Here is a 14,287-nt window from a genome sequence, read left to right as displayed (position 1 = left end):
CGCCCGGCATGCCGCAATGCAGTATCGTGTGCAGAGCGGAGATTGGTTCTTCGCTCTGCCGTGTGACTGGCGTTTCCTCCCTGAACTTGGCCCGCTGGCCCTGTGGCCGGCGGGTTTTTTTCCGTCCATGATCGGCCGCCGATGATGGGACGCCGCGAACTGACCGATCTGACCTCGTGCCGCGCGCTCTTCGCGCTCTGGGTCTTTGCCTATCACGTCAATCTGCAGGTGGAGTACGCGCACTGGCTCGGCCCGTTCGCGCCGGTCGTGGAACACGGTTATCTCGGCGTCGACGGTTTTTTCATTCTCTCCGGTCTGATTCTCACTCGGGTTGACGCCGACACGCCCTTCACCGTGCGCGGGGCCTTGCGGTTCTGGGGAAAGCGGCTGGCGCGGATCTATCCGGTGCATATCGCGGTAATCGCGCTGCTCGGCGGGCTGTTCCTTGCCGGTATCGCGGCCGGCATCCCCCCGCGCGAGCCGGCCCGCTTCGCGGGCTTCGCACTGCTCTGCCATCTCGCCCTCGTTCAGGGCTGGGGGACGCTTGATCACTGGGCGTGGAACTATCCCTCCTGGTCGATCAGCAGCGAATGGGCCGGTTATCTGCTGTTTCCGCTGCTGATCGCGTGCTACCGCGTCTTCTACAAGGGGGCGCTGGCGATCTCTCTGCCGCTCTGTTTCAGCATTCTCGCCACGGTCGCCGATATCCATGGCGGGCTGAACCTGACCTTCGGCGGCTCGTTGCTGCGCTTCTTTCCGGAATTCATCGCCGGAATGGCGACAACGGCGTTCATCCCCTTCATCGCCGACGAGGCGCCGAACCGCATCATCGCGCTTGCCGGCGCAGCGTTGGCGGTCGCCTTCGCCGCGACCGGGCACGACGCGATGACCGTGCTCGGCCTCTGGCTGATGCTTTATGGCCTCGCCATGCAGGGAGATGCCGAACGGCCGGCGAGCATCGGCGCCATCCGCCCGCTGCGCGCCATGGGCGTGATCTCCTATGCGTTCTACATGAGTTTTGCGCCGGCCGAACTCCTCACCACGCAGTTTTTCCGGCATCTGGGCATCGCGCGCGCGGCCGCGCCGCTGGCGGTCGCCTTCATGCTTGCGGCGCTCACGCTCGGCCTTGCCATGCTGCTGCACGTGCTCATCGAGAAGCCCGCGCGCATCGCCCTCAACCGCCGCTTCGATCCGTCCCGCGCCGCGGCTCTGGCCGCGGGCAGCGTGGCGCTGTAATCAGGCGACCGACCCAACCGATCAGGACCCATCATGCGCCTTTCCCGCTCGCTCATTCCCACCCTCAAGGAAACGCCCGCCGAAGCGCAGATCGTCTCGCACCGGCTGATGCTGCGCGCCGGGCTGATCCGCCAGCAATCGGCCGGAATCTACGCCTGGCTGCCGGCGGGGCTGCGGGTGCTGCACAACATCGCCAATATCGTCCGCGAGGAACAGGCGCGCGCCGGCTCCCAGGAAATCCTGATGCCGACGATCCAGTCCGCCGAGCTATGGCGCGAAAGCGGGCGCTACGACGCTTATGGCCCGGAAATGCTGCGCATCCGCGACCGTCATGATCGCGAGATGCTCTACGGCCCGACCAACGAGGAAATGCTCACCGCGATCATGCGCGATTCGGTGCAGTCCTACCGCGACCTGCCGCAGATGCTCTACCAGATCCAGTGGAAATTCCGCGACGAGGTCCGCCCGCGCTTCGGCGTGCTGCGCGGCCGCGAATTCTACATGAAGGACGGCTACAGCTTCGATCTCGACTATGAAGGCGCGGTCGAAAGCTATCGGCGGATGATGCTGGCCTATATGCGCACCTTCAAGCGCATGGGCGTGCGCGCGGTGCCGATGCGCGCCGATACCGGCCCGATCGGCGGCAATCTTTCGCACGAATTCCACATTCTGGCGCCGACCGGCGAGAGCGGCGTGTTCTACGATTCGAGCTTCGAGACGATCGAACTCGGCGACGATGCCTACGACTACGAGGCCCGCGCCGATCTCGACGCGTTTTTCGACCGCATGACCTCGCTTTACGCCGCGACCGACGAGAAGCACGACGAGGCCGCCTGGGCGAAGGTGCCCGAGGATCGCCGCCGCGAGGGCAGGGGGATCGAGGTCGGCCAGATCTTCTATTTCGGCACCAAATACAGCCAGGCGATGAATTTCACCGTGGTCGGGCCGGACGGTGCGCGCCTGCACCCCGAAATGGGCAGCTACGGCATCGGCGTCTCGCGGTTGACCGGCGCGATCATCGAGGCGAGCCATGACGAAGCGGGGATCATCTGGCCCAACGCGATCGCGCCGTTCCGTGCCTCGATCCTCAACCTCCGCCAGGGCGATCAGGTGACCGACGCGCTGTGCGAGCGGATCTACGACGCCCTCGGCCGCGATGCGCTCTATGACGACCGCGAGGCCCGCGCCGGCGAGAAATTCGCCGATGCCGACCTGATGGGCCATCCTTGGCAGGTCATCGTCGGCCCGCGCGGCGCGGCGAAGGGCCAGGTCGAGCTCAAGCACCGCCGCACCGGCGAGCGCGCCGAACTCGACATCGAGTCGGCACTCGCGAAAGTGCGCGTCTGATGTTCTCCGCCTTCGAGCGCCGGGTCGCCTTCCGTTACCTGCGCGCCCGCAAGGGTGAGCGGTTCGTCTCGATCATCGCCATCTTCTCGCTGGTCGGCATCGCCCTCGGGGTGGCGACGCTGATCATCGTGATGAGCGTGATGAACGGATTCCGCCAGGAATTGCTGGCGCAGATCCTCGGCCTCAACGGCGATATCGGTGTCTACGGCGCCGGCCACAACATCACCCAATACGACGCCGCGGCCGGGCGGCTCGAAAAGATCCCGGGCGTGATCAGCGCCATCCCGATCGTGCAGGGCGAGGTGCTGATGACCGGGCCGCATGGCGGCGCGATCGGCGGGGTGGCGCGGGGCATCCAGCCGGACGGGCTGGCAAAGCTGCGGACCGTTTCGCGGCATATCGTCGCCGGCTCACTGAAGGATTTCACCGGCCGCAACATCGCGGTCGGCGCCGGCGTGGCCAGCCAGCTCGGCATTTCGCTCGGCGGCACCATCACCCTCGTGCTGCCGCAGGGCGATGCCACCATCATCGGCACCATTCCGCGCATCCAGAGCTTTCATGTCAGCGCGATCTTCCGCACCGGCATGGCGCAATACGATTCGAGCTTCGTGTTCCTGCCGCTCACCTCGGCGCAGACGCTGTTCCGCGCAAAGGATGCCGCGACGCAGATCCAGCTTTTCGTGAAAAACCCCGACAATACCGGCCCGATCAAGGCGGCCATCCCGAAGGTGATGGGCAGCGCGCCAGTCAACGTGGTGGACTGGCAGGACAGCAACAACGCCTTCTTCGCGGCGGTCAATGTCGAGCGGAACGTGATGTTCCTGATCCTCACGCTGATCATCGTCGTTGCCGTGTTCAACGTTGTGTCCTCGATGATCATGATGGTGAAGGACAAGACCGCCGATATCGCCATCCTGCGCACGATGGGGGCGACCTCGGGCTCGATCATGCGGATCTTCTTCATGGTCGGCGCCTCGGTCGGCGTGATCGGCACGATCGCGGGCTTCGGCCTCGGCGTCGTCTTCTGCGCGCATATCGAGCAGATCCGGCAGTTCGTGCAGGGGCTGACCGGCACGCAGCTCTTCAACCCCACGGTCTATTACCTTGAATCCCTGCCGGCGAAGCTGGTCTGGAGCCAGGTGATCGAGGTCGTGGTGATCGCCATCGGCCTGTCCTTCGTCGCCACGCTCTATCCAAGCTGGCGGGCGGCGCGAACCGATCCGGTGGAGGCGCTGCGCCATGAGTGAGGTTCTGAAACTCGAAGGTGTTGTTCGCACCTTTCACAGCGAGGGCGAGGATCTGCACATCCTGCGCGGCGCCGATCTCTCGCTGCGCAGCGGCGAGATCGTCGCGCTGGTCGCCCCCTCCGGTTCCGGCAAATCCACCCTGCTCCATCTCGCCGGGCTTCTCGAAAAGCCGGATGGCGGCACCATCCGCATCGGCGGGATCGATACCGCGCGCCTTTCAGATTCCGAAAAGACCACGCTGCGCCTTAATGAAATCGGCTTCGTCTACCAGGCACATCATCTGCTGGCCGAATTCACGGCACTGGAAAACGCAGCCCTGCCGCAGCTCATCGCCGGAAGCACCCGCAAGGATGCCGAGGCCCGCGCCGCCCATCTGCTCGATGCGTTCGGCCTCGCCGCGCGCGCGCATCATCTGCCCGGCAAGCTCTCGGGCGGCGAGCGTCAGCGCGTTGCCATCGCGCGCGCCATGGCGAACGCGCCGAAGCTCCTGCTCGCCGACGAACCGACCGGCAATCTCGACGTCGCCACCGCCGATCTCGTGTTTGCCGAATTGCTGCGGGTAGTGCGGCACGAAAACATCGCGGCGCTGATCGCCACCCACAACCCCGATCTTGCCGCGCGCATGGATCGCGTGGTCATGCTGCGCGATGGCCATCTCGTGGATGGCTGAACAACAAGGGGAGACTCCGTCGATGGCAGAACTCGACAGTAGCGCCGCCACAGCGCTTGAACTCATCCGTGCCGCGGGCCGCCCGCCGGCCGACCAGCTGAGCCCGGCCGAAGCGCGGATCGGCTATCTGCAGGCGCGCGGCGCCCTTTCGCCGCAGCCGCCAGCGATCACGCATGTGCGCGATCTTGACGCCCAGGGCCGCAACGGCGCCATTCCGCTTCGCCTTTATCGCGATGGGGATGATGAAGCGGCGCGCGGCTGTCTCGTCTATTTCCATGGTGGTGGCTGGGTGATCGGTGATCGCGACACGCATGATGTCGTCTGCCGGCAGATCGCGCAGCGCAGCCGCGCGGTGGTGATTTCCGTCGATTACCGGCTCGGCCCCGAGCACAAATTCCCCGCCGCCGTCGAGGATGCGATCGACGCCACCGCCTGGGTCGCCAAACACGCCGATGAACTCGGCATCGATGCGAAGCGCCTCGCCGTCGGCGGCGACAGCGCGGGCGGCAACCTCGCCGCCGTCATCGCGATCGATGCGCGCGACAATGCCGGCCCCGCCATCGCGATGCAGGCGCTGGTCTATCCCTCGACCGACATGCTCGGCTCGACCGAAAGTCACGAGGCCTTCGCCGAGAACTATATGCTGACGAAGTCTATGATGACCTATTTCCGCGCCCACTACCTGCGCTCGGCGGATGACAAGGCGGACTGGCGCGCCTCGCCGATGCGCGCTGCGCGGCATGACGGGCTGCCGCCGGCCCTGGTCATCACCGCCGGCTTCGATCCGCTGCGCGACGAGGGCGAGGCCTATGCGCGGCGGCTCGCGGAACGCGGCGTTGCGGTCACGCTGCGGCGCTTTCCGGGGCAGATCCACGGCTTCCTGACGATGGGCCGGGTGATTCCCGAAGCCGGCGAGGCGGTTGACGAAATCGTCGCGACGATGGCGGCCCGTGGCGTCTGACGGAACCGAGAGGCCGCGCGGACGCTGGCGCGGCCTCGTCTTCCGCGGCTACGACATCGCGGTGGACGCGGTGATCCTCGGCGTCATCCCGCTGATGCTCGTCGCCCTCGCCTTCGCCTTTCTCGAGGCGGTTGCCAGCACGATCCATCTCTTTCCGGATTTCCGGCCACAGACGATGGACACCTTCACCCTGCGGGTGCTGGTGGAGCAGATTCTCGACGTCGTCATCCTCATCGAGCTGTTCAACACCTTCATGGATTATGCCCGCACGAGGCGCATCCGGCTGTCGACGCTGCTCGACGTGACGATCGTCTTTTCCCTCCGTGAGGTGCTGATCAAGCTCTACGGCCAGAAATTCTCGGCGGAAGACATCATCACGCTGGTCGTCGTCATCATCGTGCTGGTCATCGCGCGCAGCATCACGATGAGGTTTTCCCCTCATCCGCCGTCTCGCGCCTGAGTTCGAGGTCGAGCCATTCGGCCTCGAGCGCGGCGAGCCGCTCCTGGAGTCCGCCTACCGTTTCACTGGCCTTGCGGAACCCATCGGCATCGCGGGTGAAGAAATCGGGGTCGGCGAGGCGGGCCTCGTGCCGGGCGATGCCGGCCTGAAGCGTTTCCATCTCGCTTTCGAGTTCCTTGAGCCGGTGACGGTCGCGGAAGGAGAACGCCGAGGCCGCGGCCCTGGGTTTCGGCGGCGGCGCGGCCGGCTTGCGCGGCCCTGCCTCGCGCGTCTCGCGCGGGCCGCGCTGGGCCAGCATGTCCGCATAGCCGCCGGCATACTCCACCCATCGCCCGTCGCCCTCCGCCGCGAGCGTGGAGGTCGCGATGCGGTCGAGAAAGTCGCGGTCATGGCTGACCAGCAGCACCGTGCCGGCATAGTCCGACAGCATATCCTGCAGGATGTCGAGCGTTTCGAGATCGAGATCGTTGGTCGGTTCGTCGAGGATCAGCAGGTTCGACGGCCGTGCCATCGCGCAGGCCAGCAGCAGCCGGCCACGCTCGCCGCCCGACAGCGTGCCGACCGGCGTGCGCGCCTGTTCGGGGCGGAACAGGAAATCCTTCATGTAGCCGACGACATGGCGAAACTGCCCGCCGACCTCGACCATGTCGCTCCCCCCTCCGGTCAGCGTGTCGGCGAGGGTGCGGGCCGGGTCGAGGGCGGCGCGCTGCTGGTCAAGGGTCGCCACGGCAAGGTTGGTGCCCTGGGTGATCGTGCCTGAGTCCGGCTCGATCTGCCCGGTCAGCAGCCGCAGCAGGGTGGTCTTGCCGGCACCGTTCGGCCCGACGATGCCAAGCCGGTCGCCACGCAGTACCCGTAGCGTCAGGTCGCGGATCACGCAGCGCTCGCCGAATGTTTTCGAGACGTGCTCGGCATCGACGACGATCTTGCCGGAGAGTGCGGCGGCACTTGTCGTCACGTTCATCTCCCGCGCCTCGCGTCGCTCCTCGCGCTTGCGCGCGCGCAGGGCGGCGAGTTCGGCAACGCGGCGGACATTGCGCTTGCGCCGCGCCGTCACGCCATAGCGCATCCAGTCCTCCTCGCGCGCGATGGCGCGGGAGAGCTTCTGCGCGTCACGCTCCTCCTGCTCGAACACCTCGTCGCGCCAGGCTTCGAAATGCGAGAAGCCGCGATCGATCCGGCTGGTGCGGCCGCGATCGAGCCAGACGATGCTGCGCGTCACCGTCTCCAGCAGCCGCCGGTCATGGCTGATCAGCACGATGCCGGCGCGCGAGGCCTTCAACTCGGCCTCCAGCCATTCGATCGCCGGCAGGTCGAGATGGTTCGTCGGCTCGTCGAGCAGCAGCACATCGGGCTCCGGCGCCAGCACCTTGGCCAGCGCGGCCCGCCGCGCCTCGCCGCCGGAGAGGCGGGCGGTACTCTCGGCGCCGGTCAGCCCAAGCCGGTCGAGGCAGGCACGGGCGTGGTGCCCGTCCACTTCCGGATCGAGACCGTCGAACACGTAATCGAGCACGGTCGGGAAGCGGGTGAGGTCCGGCTCCTGCGGCAGGTAGCGCAGGGTGGCGCCAGGCTGCAGGAACCGCGTGCCGGAATCGGCCTCGGCGAGCCCCGCCGCGATCTTCAGCAGGGTGGACTTGCCCGATCCGTTCCGCCCGACGAGGCAGATCCGCTCGCCCGCGGCAATGCCGATTTCCGCCCCGTCGAGCAGCGGCGCGCCGCCGAGCGAGAGCCTTATGTCTTGCAGGTTGAGCAGGGGAGGAGCCATGCGCGCCTTGTGGCCAATCGCGGATCGCATGGCAAGCGAGCGCCGATCGGGGTATGAGAGCGCTGCCATGATCCGCCTGACCGAAATCCGTCTGCCGCTTGACCACACCCCCGACGCCCTGCGCGATGCGGTGCTCGCCCGCCTCGGCATTGGCGAGGCCGCGCTGCGGGGCTTCACCGTCTTCCGCCGCGCCGTCGATGCCCGCCGCAAGGCCGCGATCGTCCTCACCTACACGATCGATGTCGAGGCGGAGGACGAGGCGGGGCTTCTCGCCCGCCATGCTGCGAGCCGCCATGTCGGCCCGACGCCAGACATGACCTACCGGTTTCCGGACTCCCCTCCGCCGGCGCGCCGGCCCGTCGTCGTCGGCACCGGCCCCTGCGGCCTCTTCGCCGCCCTCATCCTCGCCCAGGCAGGGCTCCGCCCGCTGATCCTGGAACGCGGCAAGGTGGTGCGCGAGCGCACGAAGGATACCTGGGCGCTCTGGCGGCGCGGCGTGCTGACGCCCGAATCCAACGTCCAGTTCGGCGAGGGCGGGGCAGGGACGTTCTCCGACGGCAAGCTCTACAGCCAGATCAGCGATCCCAACCATCTCGGCCGCAAGGTGCTGACCGAATTCGTCGCCGCCGGCGCGCCGGAGGAAATCCTCTACGTCGCGCATCCGCATATCGGCACCTTCCGCCTCGTCGGCATGGTCGAGACCATGCGCGCGACGATCGAGCGGCTCGGCGGGGAATACCGCTTCGGCGCCAGGGTGACCGACCTTGCCATCGACACCACCGGCGCAGCCCGGCAGGTCCGCGGCGTGGTGCTGGACTCCGGCGAGACGATCGAGACCGACCACGTCATTCTCGCCATCGGCCATTCCTCTCGCGACACCTTCGCCATGCTGCGCGACCGCGGCGTGCATCTCGACAAGAAGCCCTTCGCCATCGGGTTCCGCATCGAGCATCCGCAATCGATGATCGATCGCGCCCGCTACGGCGATCATGCCGGCCACAAGCTGCTCGGCGCCGCCGACTACAAGCTGGTGCATCACGCGCGGAACGGCCGCAGCGCCTACAGCTTCTGCATGTGCCCCGGCGGCACCGTGGTCGCCGCCACGTCCGAGCCGGGCCGCGTGGTCACCAACGGCATGAGCCAGTATTCGCGCAACGAGCGCAATGCCAATGCCGGGATCGTGGTCGGGATATCGCCGGAGGATTTTCCGGGCGACGTTCTGGCCGGCGTCGAACTGCAGCGCCGCCTCGAAGAAGCGGCCTATGTGGCGGGCGGGTCGAGCTACAACGCGCCCGGACAACTGGTCGGTGATTTTCTCGCCGGCCGCGCCTCGACGGATTTCGGCGCCGTGATCCCGTCCTACCGCCCCGGCGTCACCCTCACCGATCTTTCGCAGTCACTCCCGGACTACGCCATCGAGGCGATCCGCGAGGCGCTGCCGGCATTCGGGCGGAAAATCAAGGGCTTCGATCGCGAGGATGCGGTGCTGACAGGTGTCGAAACCCGCACCTCGGCACCGATCCGCATCACCCGCGGGGCGGATGGGCAGAGCCTGAACACGCGCGGTCTGTTCCCCGCCGGCGAGGGTGCGGGCTATGCCGGTGGCATTCTCTCGGCGGGGGTCGATGGCATCCGCGCCGCCGAGGCCGTTGCCCGCAGCCTCGCCGCCTAATCGCGGAGCGAAACAATCACCGGCACATGGTCGGAAGGCTGCGGCTTGTCCCGCTCCTCGCGTGCGACGCGCACCGTGTCGAGCCGCTCCGCCACGCGCGGCGAGAGCAACGCATGGTCGATCCGCAGCCCCCGGTCGCGCTGCCAGGCGCCGGCCTGATAGTCCCAGAACGTATAGAGCGTTTCATCCGGATGGAGCGCCCGCAGCGCATCGGTCAGGCCGAGCCAGATTAGTGCGCGGAACGCCGCCCGGCTTTCCGGCCGCACCAGCGCGTCATCCGCCGGCAGCGCGCCTTTGGCCAGATCCGCATCGGTGGGGCAGACATTGTAATCGCCGGCCAGGATGAAGTCGCGGTCATGATCCAGCAGCGAGGCGGCATGCCGGCGCAGCTTCTCCATCCAGTCGAGCTTGGCCGCGAAGCCGTCGCCGCCGCCGGAATTGCCGTTCGGCAGGTAGAGATTGCCAACCAGCAGGCCGCCGGCCTCGATCTCGATGAACCGCGCCGCCGCGTCTTCCTCCTCGCCGGGCAGGCGCCGGTGGGTCACCGTCACCGCCCCGCGCGAGAGCACCGCGACGCCGTTATACGCCCTCTGCCCGACGACCTCGGCGCGGTATCCCTCCGCCTCGAAGGCGGCAGCCGGAAACTGCTGAGTCTCGCACTTGATTTCCTGCAGCAGCAGCAGATCGGGCTGCTCGCGCTTGAGAAAATCCGCGATCAGCCCGGCCCGCGTGCGTGCCGAATTGACGTTCCAGGTCGCGATTCGCACGCCGCGCTCAGTCGACCGAGAAGGACGAGCCGCAGCCGCAGGACGAGGTCGCGTTCGGGTTGCCCACGGCGAAATAGGCACCCATCAGCGTGTCCTTGAAATCGAGTTCGGCGCCGTCCAGCAGGTCGAGGCTCGCAGGATCGACGACCACTTTCGCGCCGCCACGCTCGAACACCACGTCATCGGCCGCCATCTCGCGGGTGAGGTCGAACCTGTATTGAAACCCGTTGCAGCCGCCCGCCAGAACCTCGACCCGCAGGGCCGCGTCGGGGCTTTCCGCCGCCACGATGGCGGCGATCCGCGCCGCCGCCGCCTCACTGATCCGGAACCGGTCCATCGTCTCGCTCATGAGGCTGAATATAAGCGCTCATCCGCCGGATCGCCAGCGTCGCTTGGACAAGCCTGCGCTCTCCTAGTAAGCCGGGGCCATGTCACTCGCCCCCTACGCTGCCCGCGCCGAGGCCTCGCGCGGCCGCCAGCATCCCGAGCCCGAAAGCGCGACCCGTTCCCCCTTCGCGCGCGACCGCGACCGTGTGCTCCATTCGGCCGCCTTCCGCACATTGCAATACAAGACCCAGGTCTTCGTGATCCACGAGGGCGACTTCTACCGCACCCGGCTGACCCACAGCCTCGAAGTGGCGCAGATCGCCCGCAGCATCGCCCGTGGCCTCGGGCTCGACGAGGATCTGACCGAAACCCTCGCCCTCGCGCACGATCTCGGCCACCCGCCCTTCGGCCATGCCGGCGAGGCCGGGCTGAACGATGCGCTCGGCGAGCATGGCGGCTTCGACCACAACGCCCAGAGCCTGCGCACCGTCACCCTGCTGGAACGCCGCTATGCCGGGTTCGACGGGCTGAACCTCACCTGGGAATCGCTGGAGGGGCTGGCCAAGCATAACGGCCCGCTGACCGCGCCACCCGCCTATATCGCCGCCTTCGATGCCGCCTATCCGCTCGATCTCGCCCGCCAGGCCTCGGCCGAGGCGCAGGTCGCCGCCCTTGCGGACGACATCGCCTATCATGCCCACGACATCGACGACGGGCTGCGCGCCGGCCTGTTCACGCCGGACGATCTCGCCGCCGTGCCGATCATCGGTGCCACCCTGGCGGAGGCTCGCGCTCTGACGGCCGATCCAGTCCGCATCCGTGCCCATGCCGTGCGGCAGATGATCGGCGTGTTGGTCAGCGGCGCGCTGGCCGAGAGCCGCCGCCGGCTGGCTGCCCTCGCGCCCGCCGATTCCGATGCGGTGCGCGCCTGCCCGGACGCGGTGATCGGCTTCGCGCCGGAGCTTGCCGCGGAGAATGCCGAAATCCGCCGCTTCCTCTACGCGCGGATGTATCGCCAATGGCGCGTCAACCGCATGACCCACAAGGTCGAGCTCGTGGTGCGCGACATGGCCCGCCTGCTGCTCGCCCGGCCGGACCTGCTGCCCGATGACTGGCGCAACGCCGCCGGCGCGCCGCGCAGCATGACGGCGGCCGAGGCGGTGCGCGACTATATCGCCGGCATGACCGACCGCGCCGCGCTCGACGAGCATCGCCGCCTGACCGACCCCCATTCTCCCGCCTGAGGTTTCCGCATGTCCCACAACATCTTCACTGCCCTGCGCCGGCTGATCCTTGCCGAAATGGCGCGCCTGTTCCCGGCCCTCGATGCGGAAGTGCAGGCGCGGATCGAGGTATCGCCGACACGAGAGGCAGCGCATGGCGACATGGCGACCAATGCCGCGCTGATCGCCGCCAAGCCGCTCGGCCGTCCGCCGCGCGAGATCGCCACCGCCCTCGCCGCAGCACTTTCGGCCCTGCCGGATATCGCGAAGGCCGAGCCGGCCGGGCCGGGCTTCGTCAACCTCACTCTGGCCGATCCGGTCTGGCACGCCGAGATCGCCGCCATCCTGCGCGCCGGCGAAGCCTTCGGCGCGAGCGCGATGGGGCAGGGGCGGCGGGTCAATGTCGAATACGTCTCCGCCAACCCGACCGGCCCGCTCACCGTCGGCCATTGCCGCGGCGCCGTGGTGGGCGACGCGCTGGCCTCGCTGCTGGCCAAGGCCGGGTATGACGTGACCCGCGAATACTACATCAATGATGCCGGCGCGCAGGTCACCGCACTCGCCTGGTCGGTCTACTGGCGCTATTTGCAGGCCCTCGGCACGCAGCTCACCGAGCACGATTTCGCGGCGGCCACGCCGACCGGCCTGCAATATCCGGGTGATTACCTGATCCCGGTGGCCGAGGCGCTGGTCGCCGCCCATGGCGACGCGCTTGCCGGCCCCGGCCTGTCCATCGCCCCCGCCGAGGCCTGGCTCGACACGGTCCGCCGCCACGCGATCGAGTCGATGATGGCGCTGATCCGCGAGGATCTCGCCGCCCTCAACGTCCGCCAGGACGTCTTCACCAGCGAAGCGGCGCTGATCGCCGCAGGCGGCGTCGAGCGCGCCGAGGCGATCCTGCGCGGCCAGGACCTGCTCTATGAAGGCGTGCTGGAGCCGCCCAAGGGCAAGACGCCGGAGGACTGGGAGCCACGCGAGCAGACGCTGTTCCGCGCCACCGGCTTCGGCGACGATGTCGACCGCCCGGTTCGCAAGTCGGACGGCTCGAATACCTATTTCTTCAACGACATCGCCAACCACGCTGACAAGATGGCCCGCGGTTTCGACACGATGATCGATGTCTGGGGCGCCGATCACGGCGGCTACGTCAAGCGGATGCAGGCGGCGGTGAAGGCGCTCGCCGCCGGGCGCGACGCCTCGCTCGACATCGTGCTCTGCCAGATCGTCCGCGTCATGAAGGACGGCACGCCAATGCGCATGTCGAAACGCGCCGGCACCTATATCGAGCTGCGCGACCTCATCGACGCGGTCGGGCCGGATGTCGTCCGCTTCATCATGCTGATGCGCAAGTCCGACGCGCAGATGGAGTTCGACCTCGATGCCGCGGTGGCGCAGACACGGGAAAACCCGGTCTTCTACGTGCAGTATGCCCATGCCCGCTGCCGCTCGGTGCTGCGCGCCGCGGCCGAGATGCCCGAACTCGGCGACACCGTCGATGCCGCCCTCGCGGAGGCCGCGCTCGCCAGCCTGACCGCGCCCGAGGAACTGGCGCTGGTCCGCCGCCTCGCCGCCTGGCCACGCCTCGTCGAATCCGCCGCCCAGGCGCGCGAGCCGCACCGAATCGGATTTTTCCTGTATGATCTGGCGGGCGACTTCCATGCGCTGTGGAATGCCGGCCGCGCCGATGCCACGCTGCGGTTCATCCAGGCCGATGCCGTCGAAGCCAGCCGGGCGCGGCTCGCGCTGGTGGCGGCGACCGCGGTGGTCATCCGCTCCGGCCTTGCGGTGATGGGGGTCGCCCCGGTCGAGGAGATGCGCTGAGCGGCGCCGGCTGCCCGGAGAGATGATGGACCGACAGGATTACGACGACGAGATCGACATTCCGCCCTATGCCGTGCGGCGTCCGCCCACGCGCGGGTTCGATCCGGAAATGCGCCGGATCGCGCTCATCGCCGGCGGGTTCGCAGGGGCGATCGTCCTTGTCGCGCTGATCTGGGGCGGTGTGCATCCGCGCCTCGGCCCGCCGCCGGTGATCAAGCCGCCGCCGGGGCCGATGCGCACGGCACCCGCCAATCCCGGCGGCCTGCAGGTGCCTGGGGCTAACGAGCAGATCATGTCCGGCACCACGGCCTCGGGGCCGCCCCGGCTCGCACCGCCGCCGCCCCAGCCGGATTTCTCCAAGCTCGCCGCCGAGGCGAACTCGGCGCAGCCCAAGCCGAAGATGCCCACAGCCGCCGCCGTGCAGACCCAACCGCCCGGTGCGGGCCCGGTGACAACCCTGCCGCCGCCGCCCGTGCTGCCGCCATCCGCAGCAGCCCCGGCATCCGGCGCATCGGCCTCCGCCTCGGCCGCGCCGGCGGCACCGGCCACGACGCCAGCCACGGCCGCAGCCGCCGCGCCCAACCCGCAGGTCGGCAAGGCCATGCCCACGATCATCCCGCCCACGCAAGCCGCGAGTGCCGGACCGCATGACATCCAGCTCGGCGCCCTCGTCTCGATGGCGAAAGCCAATGAGGCCTGGCAGATCCTGCTTGCCCGCGTGCCCGACCTGCTGGCCGGGCGCACCCCCGTCGTTGTGCCGGGCACGGTGAACGGGCAGACCTTCTACCGGC

At 68.2% G+C, this 14,287-nt stretch carries 13 protein-coding genes; 10 read left to right on the top strand and 3 right to left on the bottom strand.

Features of this window, described 5'->3' with window-relative positions; translation table 11 throughout:
* Window positions 1–141 precede the first annotated feature (141 nt).
* Genes RT91_RS05590 through RT91_RS05565 form a run of 6 tightly spaced genes read left to right on the top strand, consistent with a single transcriptional unit; the run spans window position 142 to window position 5,921 of the window.
* On the top strand, window positions 142–1,236 hold the full coding sequence (locus RT91_RS05590; protein WP_035186179.1) for an acyltransferase: 1,095 nt from the start codon (window positions 142–144) through the stop codon (window positions 1,234–1,236).
* A 33-nt stretch (window positions 1,237–1,269) separates the two neighbouring features.
* Complete coding sequence (gene proS / locus RT91_RS05585; RefSeq protein WP_035186133.1) at window positions 1,270–2,583, top strand: proline--tRNA ligase; 1,314 nt, start codon at window positions 1,270–1,272, stop codon at window positions 2,581–2,583.
* Entirely contained in the window at window positions 2,583–3,830 is a 1,248-nt protein-coding gene (locus tag RT91_RS05580; protein ID WP_007422396.1) for a lipoprotein-releasing ABC transporter permease subunit, read from the top strand. Before proS ends, RT91_RS05580 begins: the two co-directional genes overlap by 1 nt.
* On the top strand, window positions 3,823–4,500 hold the full coding sequence (locus tag RT91_RS05575; RefSeq protein ID WP_007422395.1) for an ABC transporter ATP-binding protein: 678 nt from the start codon (window positions 3,823–3,825) through the stop codon (window positions 4,498–4,500). Before RT91_RS05580 ends, RT91_RS05575 begins: the two co-directional genes overlap by 8 nt.
* A 22-nt stretch (window positions 4,501–4,522) precedes the next feature.
* Window positions 4,523–5,461 carry an alpha/beta hydrolase gene (locus RT91_RS05570; protein WP_035186131.1) on the top strand — a complete coding sequence of 313 codons (939 nt, stop codon included), beginning with the start codon at window positions 4,523–4,525 and terminating at the stop codon, window positions 5,459–5,461.
* On the top strand, window positions 5,451–5,921 hold the full coding sequence (locus RT91_RS05565) for a phosphate-starvation-inducible PsiE family protein (protein ID WP_007422393.1): 471 nt from the start codon (window positions 5,451–5,453) through the stop codon (window positions 5,919–5,921). The genes RT91_RS05570 and RT91_RS05565 overlap by 11 nt, the downstream gene beginning before the upstream one ends.
* On the opposite strand, the gene RT91_RS05560 is transcribed toward RT91_RS05565, so the two are convergent.
* A complete protein-coding gene (locus RT91_RS05560) occupies window positions 5,881–7,686 on the bottom strand; it encodes an ABC-F family ATP-binding cassette domain-containing protein (RefSeq protein ID WP_011941884.1) in 1,806 nt (601 codons plus the stop codon). The two genes, RT91_RS05565 and RT91_RS05560, sit on opposite strands and share 41 nt — an antisense overlap.
* 67 nt (window positions 7,687–7,753) lie before the next feature.
* Here RT91_RS05560 and RT91_RS05555 point away from each other — a divergent pair, with 67 nt between their 5' ends.
* On the top strand, window positions 7,754–9,358 hold the full coding sequence (locus RT91_RS05555; RefSeq protein WP_035186128.1) for an NAD(P)/FAD-dependent oxidoreductase: 1,605 nt from the start codon (window positions 7,754–7,756) through the stop codon (window positions 9,356–9,358).
* Here RT91_RS05555 and RT91_RS05550 read toward each other — a convergent pair.
* Both RT91_RS05550 and RT91_RS05545 read right to left on the bottom strand, forming a co-directional pair.
* Window positions 9,355–10,125: an exodeoxyribonuclease III gene (locus RT91_RS05550; protein ID WP_035186125.1), complete on the bottom strand. Its 771-nt coding sequence runs from the start codon at window positions 10,123–10,125 to the stop codon at window positions 9,355–9,357. The genes RT91_RS05555 and RT91_RS05550 overlap by 4 nt on opposite strands.
* A 7-nt stretch (window positions 10,126–10,132) precedes the next feature.
* The gene (locus tag RT91_RS05545) at window positions 10,133–10,462 is read right to left on the bottom strand and encodes an iron-sulfur cluster assembly accessory protein (protein ID WP_007422649.1); all 330 of its coding nucleotides are present in this window, start codon (window positions 10,460–10,462) and stop codon (window positions 10,133–10,135) included.
* Between the two features lie 91 nt (window positions 10,463–10,553).
* Here RT91_RS05545 and RT91_RS05540 point away from each other — a divergent pair, with 91 nt between their 5' ends.
* From RT91_RS05540 to RT91_RS05530, 3 genes are all read left to right on the top strand, one after another.
* On the top strand, window positions 10,554–11,696 hold the full coding sequence (locus RT91_RS05540; RefSeq protein WP_007422648.1) for a deoxyguanosinetriphosphate triphosphohydrolase: 1,143 nt from the start codon (window positions 10,554–10,556) through the stop codon (window positions 11,694–11,696).
* A gap of 9 nt (window positions 11,697–11,705) precedes the next feature.
* Complete coding sequence (locus RT91_RS05535; RefSeq protein WP_035186122.1) at window positions 11,706–13,496, top strand: arginine--tRNA ligase; 1,791 nt, start codon at window positions 11,706–11,708, stop codon at window positions 13,494–13,496.
* Window positions 13,497–13,521: 25 nt separating this feature from the next.
* On the top strand, window positions 13,522–14,287 hold a 766-nt coding region (locus RT91_RS05530), incomplete at its 3' end, for an SPOR domain-containing protein (protein WP_240314207.1).

The sequence above is a fragment of the Acidiphilium sp. JA12-A1 genome (assembly GCF_000724705.2).
GTDB classification, from domain to species: Bacteria; Pseudomonadota; Alphaproteobacteria; order Acetobacterales; family Acetobacteraceae; genus Acidiphilium; species Acidiphilium multivorum.
This window is presented reverse-complemented; position numbering and strand designations above follow the sequence as displayed.